Here is a 14,004-nt window from a genome sequence, read left to right as displayed (position 1 = left end):
ATAGATGATGCTTTACTTGGTGTGATTGACAAACTTAGGATCAAACATGTGCCCTAATTTACTCGCCTTAGTTTGCAAGTAGTGTTGATTGCTTGGATTATTACCTTCTTGCAAGGGCACACGCTCAATGACGTTGATATCAACCGCTTTTAACGCAGCCAGCTTACGTGGGTTGTTCGTCATTAGTCGCACCGCATCAATGCCCAAATGCTCTAACATCCCTTTACAGAATGCGTAATCACGCATATCGGCAGCAAAGCCCAAACGTTCATTGGCTTCTACAGTATCGGCGCCATCGTCCTGGAGGTGATAAGCTCGAATTTTATTAATCAAGCCAATACCACGTCCTTCTTGACGCAAATAAAGCAGTACACCACATCCCTCTTCGACAATATTTTGTAGCGCCCTATTGAGCTGAAAACCACAGTCGCAACGCGTACTAAACAAGGCATCGCCAGTAAGGCACTCCGAATGCAACCGAATAAGCGGTGCTGCGCTGTTTGCAGGCTCTCCATACACGAGGGCAAGATGCTCTTTGTTCGTGGCAGTTTCAACGAAGCCATACATCATAAATGTGCCCCATTGGGTAGGCAATTTGGCTTTATCGATGAACTTCACGAGATTGTAGGGCTCGACATGTCTCAGCTCAGCCCGAACGTTCATCAGAATTTCTCCTAAATGATTTTCTCCTTTACCGTCTCCCCCATCCCCCCAAAAGGCATCTTTGTGAGAATGCTCTGTAAGACAAGCGTTACCCGTTCTCATTAACTGCTGCGCTAAAGGTGGATTTTGCAGAAACTTTTCTCTAACGATGAAAGCCATAACGGCCAGCTTCATATCCTCCCAGTCACTTCTGACGAAATGTTCGTATTTTCGGCTTAAGGCGAATGCTTCATCGGGAGTGCTCGCGTGTTGAATTTTGCTTTGTAACTGCGCATCGAGGAACTTTTGGGCTTGATAATAATGTTCGCTGGTGGGCCAAGTTTGGGAGGATATATTGACTGGGGCATGGCAAAAATTGGAAAGAAAACCGTGGGGCTCATCGGGCTCATAAAAAAGGATTTGGTCAACCATACTCGCGCTCCTTGCTTTGTGGTCGCGATAATCAACAAAAAGCATATCGCTATTGATATATCTTTTAGTAACGCTAGGTAAGATTGTCAAACTTCTACACAGATGAAAATGAGTTTGGATCTAGAACTTTTTAGGTGAAAGAGAGGTGAATTAGAACGTTTGGATAAGAAAAATAAAGAGATGTGAGATGTTGTGGTGAGACGCTATGGCTAAAATGGAAGGAAAAATAAAAAGGGCAGTCCGACGACTACCCTATGGATTGCTATACCAAACTAGAGCAATCAGTGTATCAAGCCAAGCTCCCTTGCTTCTTCAATGGTCAATCCACTTTCACGGATTTCACGTAGCGCTTCAATGCGTCTTCTGGCTTCTGCTGATTTCACTGTTTTCTCAGGCTTCACAACGGCTTCTTCATCAGGTAATTCCCATTTGTGAGCGATGTTGGTCATCTCGTCATGGTCGATAGAATTAATGGACATATTTCCTCCGAACACACCATGTTTTCGATGCGTAATCTATAGCAAAACAGGAACGAGGTGGTAAGAAAAACTGTAGGGAAATGTGACCCCTCCCGCCCTTTCGTTAACTCCTTAATAGATCCATCATTTAAGTTTTGCCAAGGGGCAAATTTACGATTAGATTTGAATAATTACCCCTAAGAAAAGTGTGCTGATCCAGCTCTCAATTCTCGTCTTCCTTGGCCTCATTAACAACGCCGGATACCACTTTTTATTTCGCCTAACTTTCGAGTCACTTCACTGATTCGCCGCTTGCCACTTTCTAAAAACCATCACACCTGATAATGATAATAATTATCTTTTACATTGGTAAGGTGTTTATATGGATGGTATTAACTTAAATCATGCATACCACAATAATCCGGTCATCCAGATCCGAGATTTATGCGTCGATTACATCACCGATAATGGTGATTTCAATGCGGTAAAATCCGTCAGCTTCGATATCGGCAAAGGAGAAGTATTTGGGCTTGCTGGTGAATCGGGATGTGGCAAAAGCACGATCGCATTGTCGATCAATCGTCTCCATAAGCCGCCAGCGTTCATTTCTGGCGGTAAAATATTATTTGATGGCAAAGACATTCTTAGCCTCTCAGATTCTGATCTAACCGCTCTGAGGTGGAGTGAAATCGCCATGGTGTTTCAAAGCGCGATGAACTCACTCAACCCTGTCTTAACGATCCAAGAGCAATTCGCAGATGTATTGCGTCATCACCAAGGACTCACCAACGCTCAAGCGAAAGATCGAGCAGAAAAACTATTGGACTTGGTCAATATTCCACGAGAACGGTTAACGGAATACCCTCACCAATTTTCAGGTGGAATGCGTCAGCGCTTGGTGATTGCTATTGCTTTGTCTTTGAACCCCAAGCTGATAATTATGGATGAGCCCACAACCGCTTTAGATGTGGTGGTACAAAGGGAGATTTTACAACAAATCTACCAGCTTAGAGATGAATTTGGCTTCTCAGTACTCTTTATTACGCACGACTTGGCGCTGATGAGCCAATTGTGTGATCGCATTGCCATCATGCGGCATGGAGAAATCGTCGAAGTCAATCAGGCATACGAAATTCGCAATAATCCTCAACATCCCTACACACAAAAGCTATGGGCTTCTTTCCCAAACATCCACGACGTCCACAAACAACCAGAGCAACCAGAGCAACCAGAGCAACCAGAGCAACCAGAGCAACCAGGAGCGTAATCATGAATAAGCCTATCATCCAAATGAAAAACGTGATTAAAGAGTTCAGAGTAGGCGGTGGTTTAGCGAAAGAGGAAACCTTCCGTGCGCTCCAAGGCGTGAGCTTTGATCTGTATGCAGGAAAAACGCTGGCTTTGGTTGGAGAATCAGGCTGCGGTAAAAGTACGTGTGCTCGCTTGATCACTAAAGTCTATCCGGCAACAGAAGGCGAGATCCTTTTCAATGGCACTAATATCAATGAGATTACGTCACGTTCAGCGCTCCAAGAGTATCGCAGTAAAGTACAAATGGTGTTTCAAGATCCGTTTGGCTCACTCAATCCAACTCATACCATTCGCCATCATCTCACACGCCCTTTAAAGATTCATAAGCAAATCAAAAGTGAACGTGACATTCCTGCCCGTTTGGAAGCGCTTTTAAATTTGGTGGAACTACCTGAAGAGACATTAAATAAGTTTCCTCACGAGCTTAGTGGTGGACAACGTCAGCGAGTAAACTTAGCACGTGCTCTCGCCGTCGGTTCGCAAATCATTCTTGCGGATGAGCCAACATCGATGTTGGATGTCTCCATTCGCCTAGGCGTACTGAATCTAATGCAGCGCATGAAGCAAGAGCTAGGAATCGGCTTTTTGTACATTACTCATGATTTGGCGACCGCACACTACATCGCGGAAGAAACAGCTGTGATGTACAAAGGGCAAATCGTTGAATGGGGTGATACACACTCAATACTGAAGAATCCGCAGCACCCGTACACCAAACTATTGATTTCAGCCGTTCCCGATCCAGATCTTCCTTTTGGTAACTTAGTGAAAAGTGAGCCAAACTATTCGATAGATGCCGATGAAATTCGTAGTCGTAGCAGCATCATTGTCGACGAATTTGATCAAATAGGACCCAATCACTATGTAAAACAATGGACTGAGGCTGCGTAATGGAATTGAGGACTTGGCAAGATCAGATCGCCATGTGGTATGAACATCGGAAGCATGATCAAGTTGAAAAACTGGAAACGATCTTATATCAAGCGCCCGACGGCGTGTTTGGCCCAGAACTAAACGAAGTTCAAAGCAAAGCGATTGCTTGCTGGCTAGACGGTTGTTTACGTGTGTTTCAACATGCTAGGTACCAAGATCCTCAAAAAGCGTATCAAACCTTGCTTTACACGAGCGCAAAGCTCGAGCAAGCGGCATGTCAGGTATCGACCGATATTCTGATCAAAGATTGGTGTTTAAAGCGACTTCAGCACCTTACCGTTTTAGCTCTAGAGTTTTGTAATCAGCAATGCGATCAAAATGAGTGGCAACAACAAGCACATAACTTGATCGAGTCGCATGTTGCTTTGATGCGTTCTTTACACTGGAATGAAGCCAAGAAGCATGATCAAGGTTTATCTCATTAATCTGGAAAAATGATCAAGGCTTACTTTGAGGAATTTGAGGTAAAAAAAAGCGAGTTTCCTGAGGAGAAACTCGCGAAGTCTATTCAGAATGAATGTAACAATATGAGCCAATCTATTAATCATCAGAAAGGACAAAAGGTTGTCTATTCGTGATAAATAGTAGTCTCAGGCTTGGCTCCTAATGTCAGTGATTTGTTAGAGTTAAGTCTGTTTTTTATCATCGAAAGACATTGTTACATTTCAAATCAATACGCCACGCCTATTGCTTGATGTGTATCAAGCAACGCTTTTAAATCGCCATTTCATCCAGAGCGCGGAATACCATTTCATCCATGTGGCCATCGAAGATTTGACGGCACACCTTCCGACGTACCGCTAATCCAGCAATCAAGCGCTCAATGGTAAGATGCTTGATATCATTTTGAGTGTTAAACAGCTCGACGGTTTTGCTTAATGTCTCATAAGGAATTGGCTCATCCCCTACCCTTAGCCAATCAAGCTTCTCTATGTAATCAGAGCACTCTTCTTTGATTGAGGCATACGAGTGCCCTGTCATCGCAGATAAAGCCGTTATACTGCGTTCTAGGGCCTCTGGTGAGGTATATTTAGATAAAGTAATGGTGATCTCGTCTGCATTGATCTCTACCAGGTGTTTTCTTTGCTTCACGCGGCGGCCTAAATTCCCTCTTGGAGATGGCGCTTTGCGTTGGATAGGCTCAAATTCGCCGTCTATGATGCCTGAGAGCTCTTCAAGCTGTTGTCGGGTAACCATCTCATTACGAAGTGGGTTTGGCAGCGTAGGCGCCATGTTACGCTTTCCTGCGTTGGTTGTTCGCGCACGTGAATAACGTAAGACTTCTTCCACATCGCATTTAATATCGATCTGGTAGTCCATCACTTTGTCATTCTCGATCATAGTTTCGATCGTCAGGTGATAACCCCACAAATTCACGACAAACAGTTCATCCGTTCCCTTACCATCCGATAAACGCTTCAGCTCTCGGATCAAATCCATCGAGAATCGTCGCCATTCGATGTTACGTGCCAGCTTCTGGTTTAATTCACTCAGCAGCATGCAGTCAGTATGACGACGCACCATGCGGCTACGGAAGAAAGAATACAGTTGGAATACCAAAGTATGTTGCTTCAAGATCTCTGGTGGGAACAAGAAGAAATAATCACGCGTTAATAGTTCTTCATAAAACGAAGGCTCCCAAACCAAAATGTACAAGTTTGGCTTGATACGAATTTCACCATCGCTTCCCTCTACAGGCGCTTCTTCAGACGCAGTGATGGTTCGAGCAAGAAAACGAAAACGATCACTTTTGAATCCTTCTGGCATGTTTTCACTTAGCCAACGACCAGTAAGTTCATGCAGCTGGAAATCGGTAAACTCAATACGATCAATACTGTCGCGAATAGAATCACGTGCTGGACCACTGTCTTTTTTGCCTCGAAGCGACAAAATATCAGTAATGTATAACGGCGTCTTGTTCGGCACATGTGCTGCGTCGAGTTGATACTGATCTTTGTGATGATCATGGTATTGCACGGTCAACGTGAACAGAGCAAACAAGGTCATCAGATCATCCACAGTCATGATATTTTTGGATGATCGCGTTTCAATAACCGCTTTGGTACCAGAGATCGACACCATGGATTTCTGATAACTTTTTCGAGTTCTTGGTGGTGCAAGTGCTTGGTCAATGATCCCAGCCCAATTCGTTGGAGACACGACAAATTGATCGGCTTCATCTTTCATCGTTGGAGGGGTATTCAACCCATGTTCATTCAACAAACGCTTGTTCACTTGGGTTTGAGCCAATGCTTTTGAACGTTTTTGCTTTTCGTTTTGGCGTACTTTGTCTGTAACAAGACTTGTTGCACCCAACACTGAAATAAGCTGATTAGGATTAACAAACTTATGTAACATCGTCTTACCAGCAAGTCCTTCTTCAAACCGCACTGGAGTTTGAGTAAACAAACCAATGTTTACTGCTGCACGTAAGCGTTGTTGCAGAGCTGCACGAGTGAGTTGTCCGTCCGTTGCTTCCACAATCTCTGTGGTTGAAACCAATCCATCTTTGCTGCTGAAACCTCGCAATGAGATCAGATTAAGCAACTCTAAGATGCTTTTGGTCACCCCTTTGAAATGTTGGTACTGCTCTACCCAATCTGCAGAGGATTCATGTACCTCAAAAAGATGGCCATCCTTATGGCTTCTAGGTGCTTTAATCAGAATTTTTTCATCAGCCGTCATTTTAGATCCAGATCACACTAGCCGTAGTTGTGCTATGGTTCCGAAGAATAAAGAAAAACAGATCATAAATAAAGAAAAAAGATTGTTTTTTAAATAACTGATCTTTTTGATTAATCTGATCTTAATTGATTATATGATCTAATGATCTGGCTATCGTTTTGCCGCTAAGTGCATGTTCTATAAAGTGATTGTTTTCATGCATGTCGGAACTATGATCATGTTAATTCTGAAACTATGATCAACAATAGCCTGAAAGCATGATCACATTTGCTCGTAAGCATGATCATTAAGTTTATGAAAAGATGATCAAAAGAGTCTTGAAACGATGATCATGATGTTTTTACAGGTTATCCACAGATGCTGTGTTTAATAATGATCTTAATGAGAATTTTATTGAGCATTGTCGATGTTATTGATACTCGGATCGATGATCAAGAGCTGAGATAGCTATCGTTCTGGAGACAGTATTGATGATAAATTACTCATGTGATGAAAATGCATCCAAGTAGCTCTTATTCCGCAGTAAAACCTAGTTTCGGACTATTCTTAGGAAGCATGATCATGAGAGTAAGATTTATCATAGTAACTTGAACAATTTCATTGTTCCGGCTTCTCTATCCACTAATTTCTTCTCCATCCCCCATTCTGACTGCATTCAACCGTAAATTAGAGACAAAAACTCATGCTTCCGAGAGATTCTATAGCTTGATCATATTTCCGATTGATGGATCTTATTTAATCCGCGTGTTTACACCCTCGTCTACTCTATTTTTCCATGATCATGCTTTCGTATTTGTGTTTTATCATGGAAGCATGATCATAAGCATACCTTGATCATACTTCCATAGGAACATCACTTGAACTGCCCTTTTTGGCTCGGATACATGATCAAGGTTGTTATTAGCGTTCATGTTGAAAGATTGCTTTCTATTTTTTGTTTAAATTAGGTTGGCCTAACATAATCCGTAATTTAGCTTAAGAATATAATCGTTCCGGTAGAAAATTGATTTACATTGTAAATGGGTGACACTGTAACATTTTTATTTTTAAGTTTAAGGTGTCCATTTATTCGAAGATTATTTAATTAAAAATAGTTATGTTTTTTACCATAAATCATAAAAGCGTCGATTTGAGTGTTTTTTTATGTGATGGTTATTCAAAATGTTCGTGCACCTTTTTGTTGTTTTTGGTCTTTACTGCTGTACAATTGCAAGCATAAATCCTTCCAACGGAATTTGGCATGAAAAGAGAAAAAACGATTGAAAACCTTCTTGAGTTGGCGGAGCTGACTCAGCAGGTTCAAGCTGACCGTATTGAAATTGTTTTAGAAGAGCGAAGCGATAACTATTTCCCACCAATGTCTAAGGCGATGATGGAAACCCGTTCAGGTTTAACTCGTCGTAAGCTCGATGACGCGATTGGTAAGATGGAAGCGGCTGGCCATCAATTTACTAAAAATAACGCGAATCATTATTCAATTACGTTAGAAGAAGCACATATGCTTATGGATGCGGCTGAAGTGCCTAAATTTCATGAGCGTAAGAAGAATTCAGGTAACAAACCTTGGATTATTAACGTGCAGAACCAGAAGGGTGGTACAGGTAAATCAATGACAGCGGTCCATTTAGCGGCATGTTTAGCGCTAAATTTGGATAAACGCTACCGTATTTGTTTAATCGACTTAGACCCACAAGGCTCGCTACGTTTATTCCTCAACCCACAAATCAGCATGGCAGAGCATGACAATATCTATTCTGCTGTAGACATTATGTTGGGTAACGTGCCTGATGGTGTAGAAATTGACAGTGAATTTTTGCGTAAAAACGTATTACTGCCAACGCAATACCCGAACTTAAAGTCGATTTCAGCGTTTCCAGAAGACGCAATGTTTAATGCTGAAGCATGGCAAACGCTATCTGAAGATCCATCACTCGATATCGTTCGTCTGCTAAAAGAGCAACTGATTGATAAAATTGCTGATGACTTCGATATCATCATGATTGATACCGGCCCACACGTTGACCCACTAGTATGGAATGCGATGTATGCATCAAATGCATTGTTAATCCCTTGTGCGGCTAAGCGTCTGGACTGGGCTTCAACAGTAAACTTCTTCCAGCATTTGCCTACGGTATATGAAATGTTTCCGGAAGACTGGAATGGTCTTGAGTTTGTTCGCTTGATGCCAACCATGTTTGAGGACGACAATAAGAAGCAAGTTTCTGTTTTAACTGAAATGAACTATCTTCTAGGTGACCAAGTTATGATGGCTACTATCCCTCGTAGCCGTGCGTTTGAAACCTGTGCCGATACCTACAGCACAGTATTTGATCTGACAGTAAGCGATTTTGAAGGCGGTAAGAAGACGCTAGCCACCGCACAAGATGCTGTTCATAAAAGCGCACTGGAATTAGAGCGTGTGCTGCATTCTAATTGGCCGTCATTGAATCAGGGGTAATAAGTAAATGGCTTTGAAAACGTCTGAATTAAACGCGAAATTATTTGGTAAAACGAATAAACGTCGTGTTGTGACTCCACAAGAGGCGCAAACCGCGGCAAAAGAAAAAGCTCAAACGATTGAGCTAGCTGTCGCAGGTGAAAACATTGTTCAGTTTGAACTTGTTCGTATTCCTGCAGAGAAAGTCGCGACAGAAACAACGGTGTTTGTTGATAACGCTCGTGAGCAATCGTTCTTAAACGAACATGCTTTATCTGATGTTTTAGTCACACTCAAAGAGCGTGGCCAACAATACCCAGCGGTGGGTCGTAGAACTAAAGATGGCAAGATTGAAGTTTTAGATGGTAGCCGTCGTCGCATGTCTTGTATCCTCGCGGAGCAAGATTTTTTGGTTTATGTTGCTGACAACATCAATACTGACCATGCTAAGTTTTTATCTGATGTGGCAAATGCTCACAAGCCGCTCTCTTTGTACGAAAAAGGTAAAGAGATGCAGGCTAAACTAGATAGTGGTGAAGCTGAAGATCAGAAAGCATTGGCGAAAATGTTCCAGTGCAGTGAAGCGTTAGTAAGTGGCGCTTTAAAAGCGGCGGCATTACCGTTAGAACTGCTTCAAGCGTATCCCAATGTCGGCGATCTTGGTCGTCCAACTATCGTGAAACTGCACAAACAGTTTTCAACGTTAACGCCAGAGCAGCAGCAAGAGCTGTTAAATAAGTGTCGCTCTAGCGAAGGCTTTTTATGGCAGCGAAGCACAGCTCAAGGCGTTGCTCGTCTGACAAAAGAAGTAACGGAAAGCATCGAAAACTGGATTGCTGAGCTTGCACCAGCAAAACCTGGCAAGAAGACCGAAAAAGTCGACTTAGTAAAAGGTCGAGCAAGCTACAGCCGAAAAGGTAGCAGTCTGGCGTTGAACTTGAAGAAAGTTGACGACAGCTTGATGGAAGAGATTCTTGCCTTTGTGCAAAACAAGCTGCAATAATAAAAGATGATTGAATCAACCGCCTCCGGGCGGTTTTTTTATATCTGAGAAGCGTCAAATTAAAGATGTGATACCATTGCGTCAGTTCAACGTTGGATAGACAAAATGCAGACACAATCTGATTTCCTTTCATCACTTCAACAACAAGCTCACCAATCTTTCCAAAGATTCGGCATCGTCATTCAAGGCGAGTCTTCTTGGCAAGATGCATTGGTGTCAGAGTTCCATAAAACACAGATGTATCAACGTTGGTTTTGTGTCGGCGATTTTGGTTTGGAAAACGCATACAGTGTTTCGCCTAAACAAGGGCACATGTTGTTAGGCAGAGAGTGTGACGTTCTATTGTTTGATGCTCGAAATGGCTTTGACGCAAATAGTTTTACCGCCGCGCTTGGCTCATTGGTTGGCGGTGGCCTTCTTATTATCATTACTGAGCCGCGACAAACTGCGAATTTTGCTCAGCAATGGATGCACAAACAATGGGAGAAGCTCGTTGTTATTGAGCAAGACAAACCATTGCCAACGGCTCCAGACATCAAGCAAGCAGAAAAAGAAAGCCACTACACGGAACAAGAACATGCCATTTCTCTAATTGAAAAGGTGGTAACTGGACATCGAAAGCGACCGTTAGTTTTGACCGCTGATCGTGGGCGTGGAAAAACAAGTGCCCTCGGCATTGCGTGTGCGAACTTATTACAGCAGAAGCCACTTAGAATCTTAATTACAGCACCATCTATAAAAGCTGTTGAGCCTGTTTACCAACATGCTTTACGTTTACTCCCTAACGCACTGCGTATTAAGAAGGACAGATTAGAATTAGGGCAGGGAGCCATTCAATTTATTGCTCCTGACGAACTTCTATCGAGCCGACCTGAATGTGATTTGTTACTTGTCGATGAAGCGGCTGCAATTCCAGTTCCTATGCTCAAAAGCATTACCGAACATTATCATCGACTCGTTTTTTCTACGACTATTCACGGTTATGAAGGTTGTGGCCGGGGCTTTACGATTAAATTTGTTGATTGGCTTCAGAAACAGCGTTCGGGAATGAAAACATGGCACATGACACAGCCCATCCGCTGGAGCATGAATGATGCACTCGAATCATGGCTCTATGACGCGTTTTTGTTGGATGCGGAGTTGACGCACCATCAACTTAACCAGGTCGACTCAATTTCCCTTTCTAAAGCCGATAAGGACGATTTGATATCGCAGCCTAGTTTGCTGCGCGAGGGCTTTGCTCTTTTGGTTAATGCTCATTATCAGACCTCGCCGAATGATTTGATTCACCTTTTGCAAGACGACAACAGTCAGCTCTATTTTGCTAAGCAAGATAATGCGGTTGTGGGGGTAATATTAGCGGTCGAAGAGGGTGGGCTTGACGCCGAATTGGTTGAAGAAATTCAGCTTGGTAAGCGTCGTCCTAAAGGACACTTAGCCCCAGTTACGATTGCAAACCACCTTGGATTCCCCAATGTTGCGAAGCTATCGACGCTGCGAGTCATGAGAATTGCTGTTCATCCGGAATTGCAAGGAAGAGGCATCGGTCAAAAAATGTTGCAGCAAATTGATCAAATGGCGGCTAAACACATTGCTTACTTATCCACGAGTTTCGGTGCGACGGAAGAGTTGGTCCATTTCTGGCGACAATCGAACTTCCGTGCAATTCGCTTAGGGTCAATGCGCGATGCTGCTAGCGGTTGTTATTCAGTCTTGATGGTCAAACCTTGTGATTCCCAACAGACGGCTTGGGTCGATGAATCTCAGGCGCTATTTGAAGAAATGTTGTCTAACAATGTGGCTGACGTCTATCCAAAATTAGAAGCCTCTATTTTTCGAGCTCTATTACCGCAACCTTTGGGAATGAGTCCACTTCATCCCGCTAAGTTATTACTAATTGAATGCTATGCTGATGGTGGTAACAGTTATGAGTCCGTGTCTGCTTGGCTTCAGCAGTGGTTACTTAACTTAGGTTTGAACTCCGCTTCCGACTTGATGATCAGTAAGCTTTTTCTTAACCGTAGCTGGACTGAATGTGCTCTGCAATTTGGTTTACCTGGAAGAAGGCAAGTTGAGCAGCAGTTAAGGGACGAAGTAAGACACATTTGGAACGATTTACACTGTAAACACTAAAGGGAAATTTACACTGTAAATGAAATTATTAGGAGCTGATTTTACACTGTAAATCAAGCTCCTTTTTATTTCGGCGTGTATTTTGATTGAGCTTTAGGTTAAATCGAAATGCTCTCTTAATATCTGTTTAACCGTTATTGATGGATTACTTTCTTTAGTGACGTGAGCCCTATAATAAGAAATGCGAGGTTTGTTCAGAAAACGGATTTGGGTAGACTGAAAGTGTTGATGGGAAGCAAAGTGGTAAGGGTATGTGGAAGCTGTGTCTTGAGTTATCTGAAGATAAGACCAAGGTGATAGCCCGTCTTCCGGGAGAAGTGGACCTCGGTGGTGAGCTAAATCAAAATGAATTAAACGAGCAGCTCGTCGCAATGAACGCTGAAAAGATGTTTGTTGTTGAGGGGGAAGTCGTGAGATTCATGAACTGCGCCAAAGAACGTAAAGCCGAGGCTTACGAAGGCATCGTCATTGCGGAAAAGCGCAACGCGCAAGTTGAGGTTGAATTATCGAATAATGACATGCTCGCCAGTATGAACGTTGTCGGCGCGTACGGAGGCCGAGGTTTACGTGGCCCCGAGATTGTTCAAGCCCTTGCTCAAGCGCGAGTTTCGAAAGGCATCAACAAACTGGCTTTGAAGAAAGTGTTGGTTGTCAGCACTCAGCTCAAACCCGGCGAAACTTTTTCTCAACCTGTAGCGGTAGGTAAGCAACCTATCAAAGGCAAAGACGCTCTTTTTACTCCTCTCGTTAAAGACATCACCAAACGCATCCTCAAACCCAAAGACGGCCAATCTGCTAGCGACAAAATTGATTTACGTAACCTCGGTGAAACTATCGCGGTTGACGTAGGCGATGAGGTGATGCGCCGCACGCCTGCGACCAAAGGTACGCCTGGTTTTACTGTTCAAGGGCGAGTGATTCCTCCACAAGCCGGGAAAGACAGCCCAATGAAGCCAGGCAAGGGCACCGAGATAAGCAAGCACGACCCAAACCTATTGATCGCATCGGTGTCCGGTACGCCTCTGATTAAAGACAAAACCATTGAAGTTGATAACGCACTCTGTCTCAATAGCGTTGGCGTGAATACAGGTCACGTGAAATTTAAAGGGAATGTGATTATCGGTGGCAACATTGAATCCGGAATGATTGTTAAAGCGACGGGCTCTATTACTGTCGGCGGCTTCATTGAATCGGCTGACGTACAAGCGCAAGACGACATTCAAGTTGGTAAAGGTATCATTGGCCACACCGTGAGTGATGGCCAGCCAAAAAGTTGTCACGTCAAAGCCAAAGGTTCGATTCGTGCCAGCTACGCCCAATATTGTGATTTGCAAGCCGGCGAAGATATTGAATTGGCGGTGCACAGCATGAATAACGATATTGTTTGTGGGCGCAATCTGATGGTGTTGGATGCGAACGGTAGGAACGGCACGCTCAGCGGCGGAGATGCAAAAGTCGGTGACAAAGTGGTGTGCTTACAATTGGGCGTAGAAGGCGACACCGCCACTAAGGTAGAAGCGTTCGCGCGCTATTCTGCATTTAAGGAGCGTTTAGCAGAGCTCAAAGATCAATACAAACGCGCTCAAGAAGGAACGATGGATGTGATTCGTAAAGAGCTCGAATTTAAGAAACGTCCTAAAGCCGAACGTACCGGCGAAGAACAAGCTCAGATTGATGTGATGAAAACACAAAACAACGAGCAGCTTGAAGCGATAAAGCAAAAGCTAGAACAAACGGAACATGACTTTGAAGTCGCGTTAGAAGAAAATATTGTCGAAGCCAAAGAGCGTGTCTTCACTCGCGTGACGGTGCAGTTTGGCGACGAACAAGTAACGACAAAGCGCACTCATGGCGGTTGTTCGTTCCGTTTCAATCAATACGAAATTAAAGTCTCGGCGAACTTAGAAGAAGAGGACGTCGCTGCGGTTTAAGCTTTCTTACTCACTGAGCCCACACGTCGCAACAAGATG

The 14,004-nt window shown here is 43.5% G+C and carries 10 protein-coding genes; 7 read left to right on the top strand and 3 right to left on the bottom strand.

All coding sequences use genetic code 11. From position 1 onward, the window contains the following. Window positions 1-12 precede the first annotated feature (12 nt). Both ribA and R2S67_RS02520 read right to left on the bottom strand, forming a co-directional pair. Window positions 13-1,074 (bottom strand): GTP cyclohydrolase II, encoded by a 1,062-nt coding sequence (gene ribA / locus R2S67_RS02525; protein WP_006740907.1) that lies wholly within the window; start codon window positions 1,072-1,074, stop codon window positions 13-15. A 281-nt stretch (window positions 1,075-1,355) separates the two neighbouring features. Then, the gene (locus R2S67_RS02520; RefSeq protein ID WP_005392088.1) at window positions 1,356-1,553 is read right to left on the bottom strand and encodes a PA3496 family putative envelope integrity protein; all 198 of its coding nucleotides are present in this window, start codon (window positions 1,551-1,553) and stop codon (window positions 1,356-1,358) included. Window positions 1,554-1,914: 361 nt separating this feature from the next. Between R2S67_RS02520 and R2S67_RS02515 the strand changes: the two genes are divergently transcribed. Genes R2S67_RS02515 through R2S67_RS02505 form a run of 3 tightly spaced genes read left to right on the top strand, consistent with a single transcriptional unit; the run spans window position 1,915 to window position 4,201 of the window. Beyond that, the gene (locus tag R2S67_RS02515; RefSeq protein ID WP_317342036.1) at window positions 1,915-2,799 is read left to right on the top strand and encodes an ABC transporter ATP-binding protein; all 885 of its coding nucleotides are present in this window, start codon (window positions 1,915-1,917) and stop codon (window positions 2,797-2,799) included. A 2-nt stretch (window positions 2,800-2,801) separates the two neighbouring features. After that, window positions 2,802-3,734 (top strand): ATP-binding cassette domain-containing protein, encoded by a 933-nt coding sequence (locus tag R2S67_RS02510; protein ID WP_104972138.1) that lies wholly within the window; start codon window positions 2,802-2,804, stop codon window positions 3,732-3,734. Next, a complete protein-coding gene (locus tag R2S67_RS02505) occupies window positions 3,734-4,201 on the top strand; it encodes a transcriptional regulator (protein ID WP_134646286.1) in 468 nt (155 codons plus the stop codon). Before R2S67_RS02510 ends, R2S67_RS02505 begins: the two co-directional genes overlap by 1 nt. 289 nt (window positions 4,202-4,490) lie before the next feature. Here R2S67_RS02505 and R2S67_RS02500 read toward each other — a convergent pair whose 3' ends face one another. Further along, entirely contained in the window at window positions 4,491-6,461 is a 1,971-nt protein-coding gene (locus R2S67_RS02500) for a replication initiator protein RctB domain-containing protein (protein WP_005392102.1), read from the bottom strand. A gap of 1,240 nt (window positions 6,462-7,701) precedes the next feature. On the opposite strand from R2S67_RS02500, the gene R2S67_RS02495 reads away from it, so the two are divergent. The 4 genes from R2S67_RS02495 (at window position 7,702) to R2S67_RS02480 (ending at window position 13,965) form a co-directional block, all read left to right on the top strand. Then, the gene (locus tag R2S67_RS02495; protein ID WP_005374503.1) at window positions 7,702-8,919 is read left to right on the top strand and encodes an AAA family ATPase; all 1,218 of its coding nucleotides are present in this window, start codon (window positions 7,702-7,704) and stop codon (window positions 8,917-8,919) included. 7 nt (window positions 8,920-8,926) lie between these two features. Beyond that, window positions 8,927-9,901, top strand: coding sequence for a ParB/RepB/Spo0J family partition protein (locus R2S67_RS02490; RefSeq protein ID WP_109169318.1), 975 nt, complete (start codon window positions 8,927-8,929; stop codon window positions 9,899-9,901). Between the two features lie 105 nt (window positions 9,902-10,006). Continuing rightward, window positions 10,007-12,034: a tRNA(Met) cytidine acetyltransferase TmcA gene (locus R2S67_RS02485; RefSeq protein WP_317342028.1), complete on the top strand. Its 2,028-nt coding sequence runs from the start codon at window positions 10,007-10,009 to the stop codon at window positions 12,032-12,034. A gap of 251 nt (window positions 12,035-12,285) precedes the next feature. Then, window positions 12,286-13,965 carry a FapA family protein gene (locus tag R2S67_RS02480; protein ID WP_317342027.1) on the top strand — a complete coding sequence of 560 codons (1,680 nt, stop codon included), beginning with the start codon at window positions 12,286-12,288 and terminating at the stop codon, window positions 13,963-13,965. Window positions 13,966-14,004 lie beyond the last annotated feature (39 nt).

This window comes from Vibrio sp. T13N (assembly GCF_032970445.1).
Lineage (GTDB): Bacteria > Pseudomonadota > Gammaproteobacteria > Enterobacterales > Vibrionaceae > Vibrio > Vibrio diabolicus.
Note: the sequence above shows the minus strand (reverse complement) of the source record. Positions and strands in the feature narration are given on the sequence as shown.

Excerpts from the sequence above, each read along its gene's own strand:
- ribA (WP_006740907.1), bottom strand. The coding sequence starts at position 1,074 with ATGGTTGACCAAATCCTTTTTTATGAGCCCGATGAGCCCCACGGTTTT.
- R2S67_RS02520 (WP_005392088.1), bottom strand. The coding sequence starts at position 1,553 with ATGTCCATTAATTCTATCGACCATGACGAGATGACCAACATCGCTCAC.
- R2S67_RS02515 (WP_317342036.1), top strand. The coding sequence starts at position 1,915 with ATGGATGGTATTAACTTAAATCATGCATACCACAATAATCCGGTCATC.
- R2S67_RS02510 (WP_104972138.1), top strand. The coding sequence starts at position 2,802 with ATGAATAAGCCTATCATCCAAATGAAAAACGTGATTAAAGAGTTCAGA.
- R2S67_RS02505 (WP_134646286.1), top strand. The coding sequence starts at position 3,734 with ATGGAATTGAGGACTTGGCAAGATCAGATCGCCATGTGGTATGAACAT.
- R2S67_RS02500 (WP_005392102.1), bottom strand. The coding sequence starts at position 6,461 with ATGACGGCTGATGAAAAAATTCTGATTAAAGCACCTAGAAGCCATAAG.
- R2S67_RS02495 (WP_005374503.1), top strand. The coding sequence starts at position 7,702 with ATGAAAAGAGAAAAAACGATTGAAAACCTTCTTGAGTTGGCGGAGCTG.
- R2S67_RS02490 (WP_109169318.1), top strand. The coding sequence starts at position 8,927 with ATGGCTTTGAAAACGTCTGAATTAAACGCGAAATTATTTGGTAAAACG.
- R2S67_RS02485 (WP_317342028.1), top strand. The coding sequence starts at position 10,007 with ATGCAGACACAATCTGATTTCCTTTCATCACTTCAACAACAAGCTCAC.
- R2S67_RS02480 (WP_317342027.1), top strand. The coding sequence starts at position 12,286 with ATGTGGAAGCTGTGTCTTGAGTTATCTGAAGATAAGACCAAGGTGATA.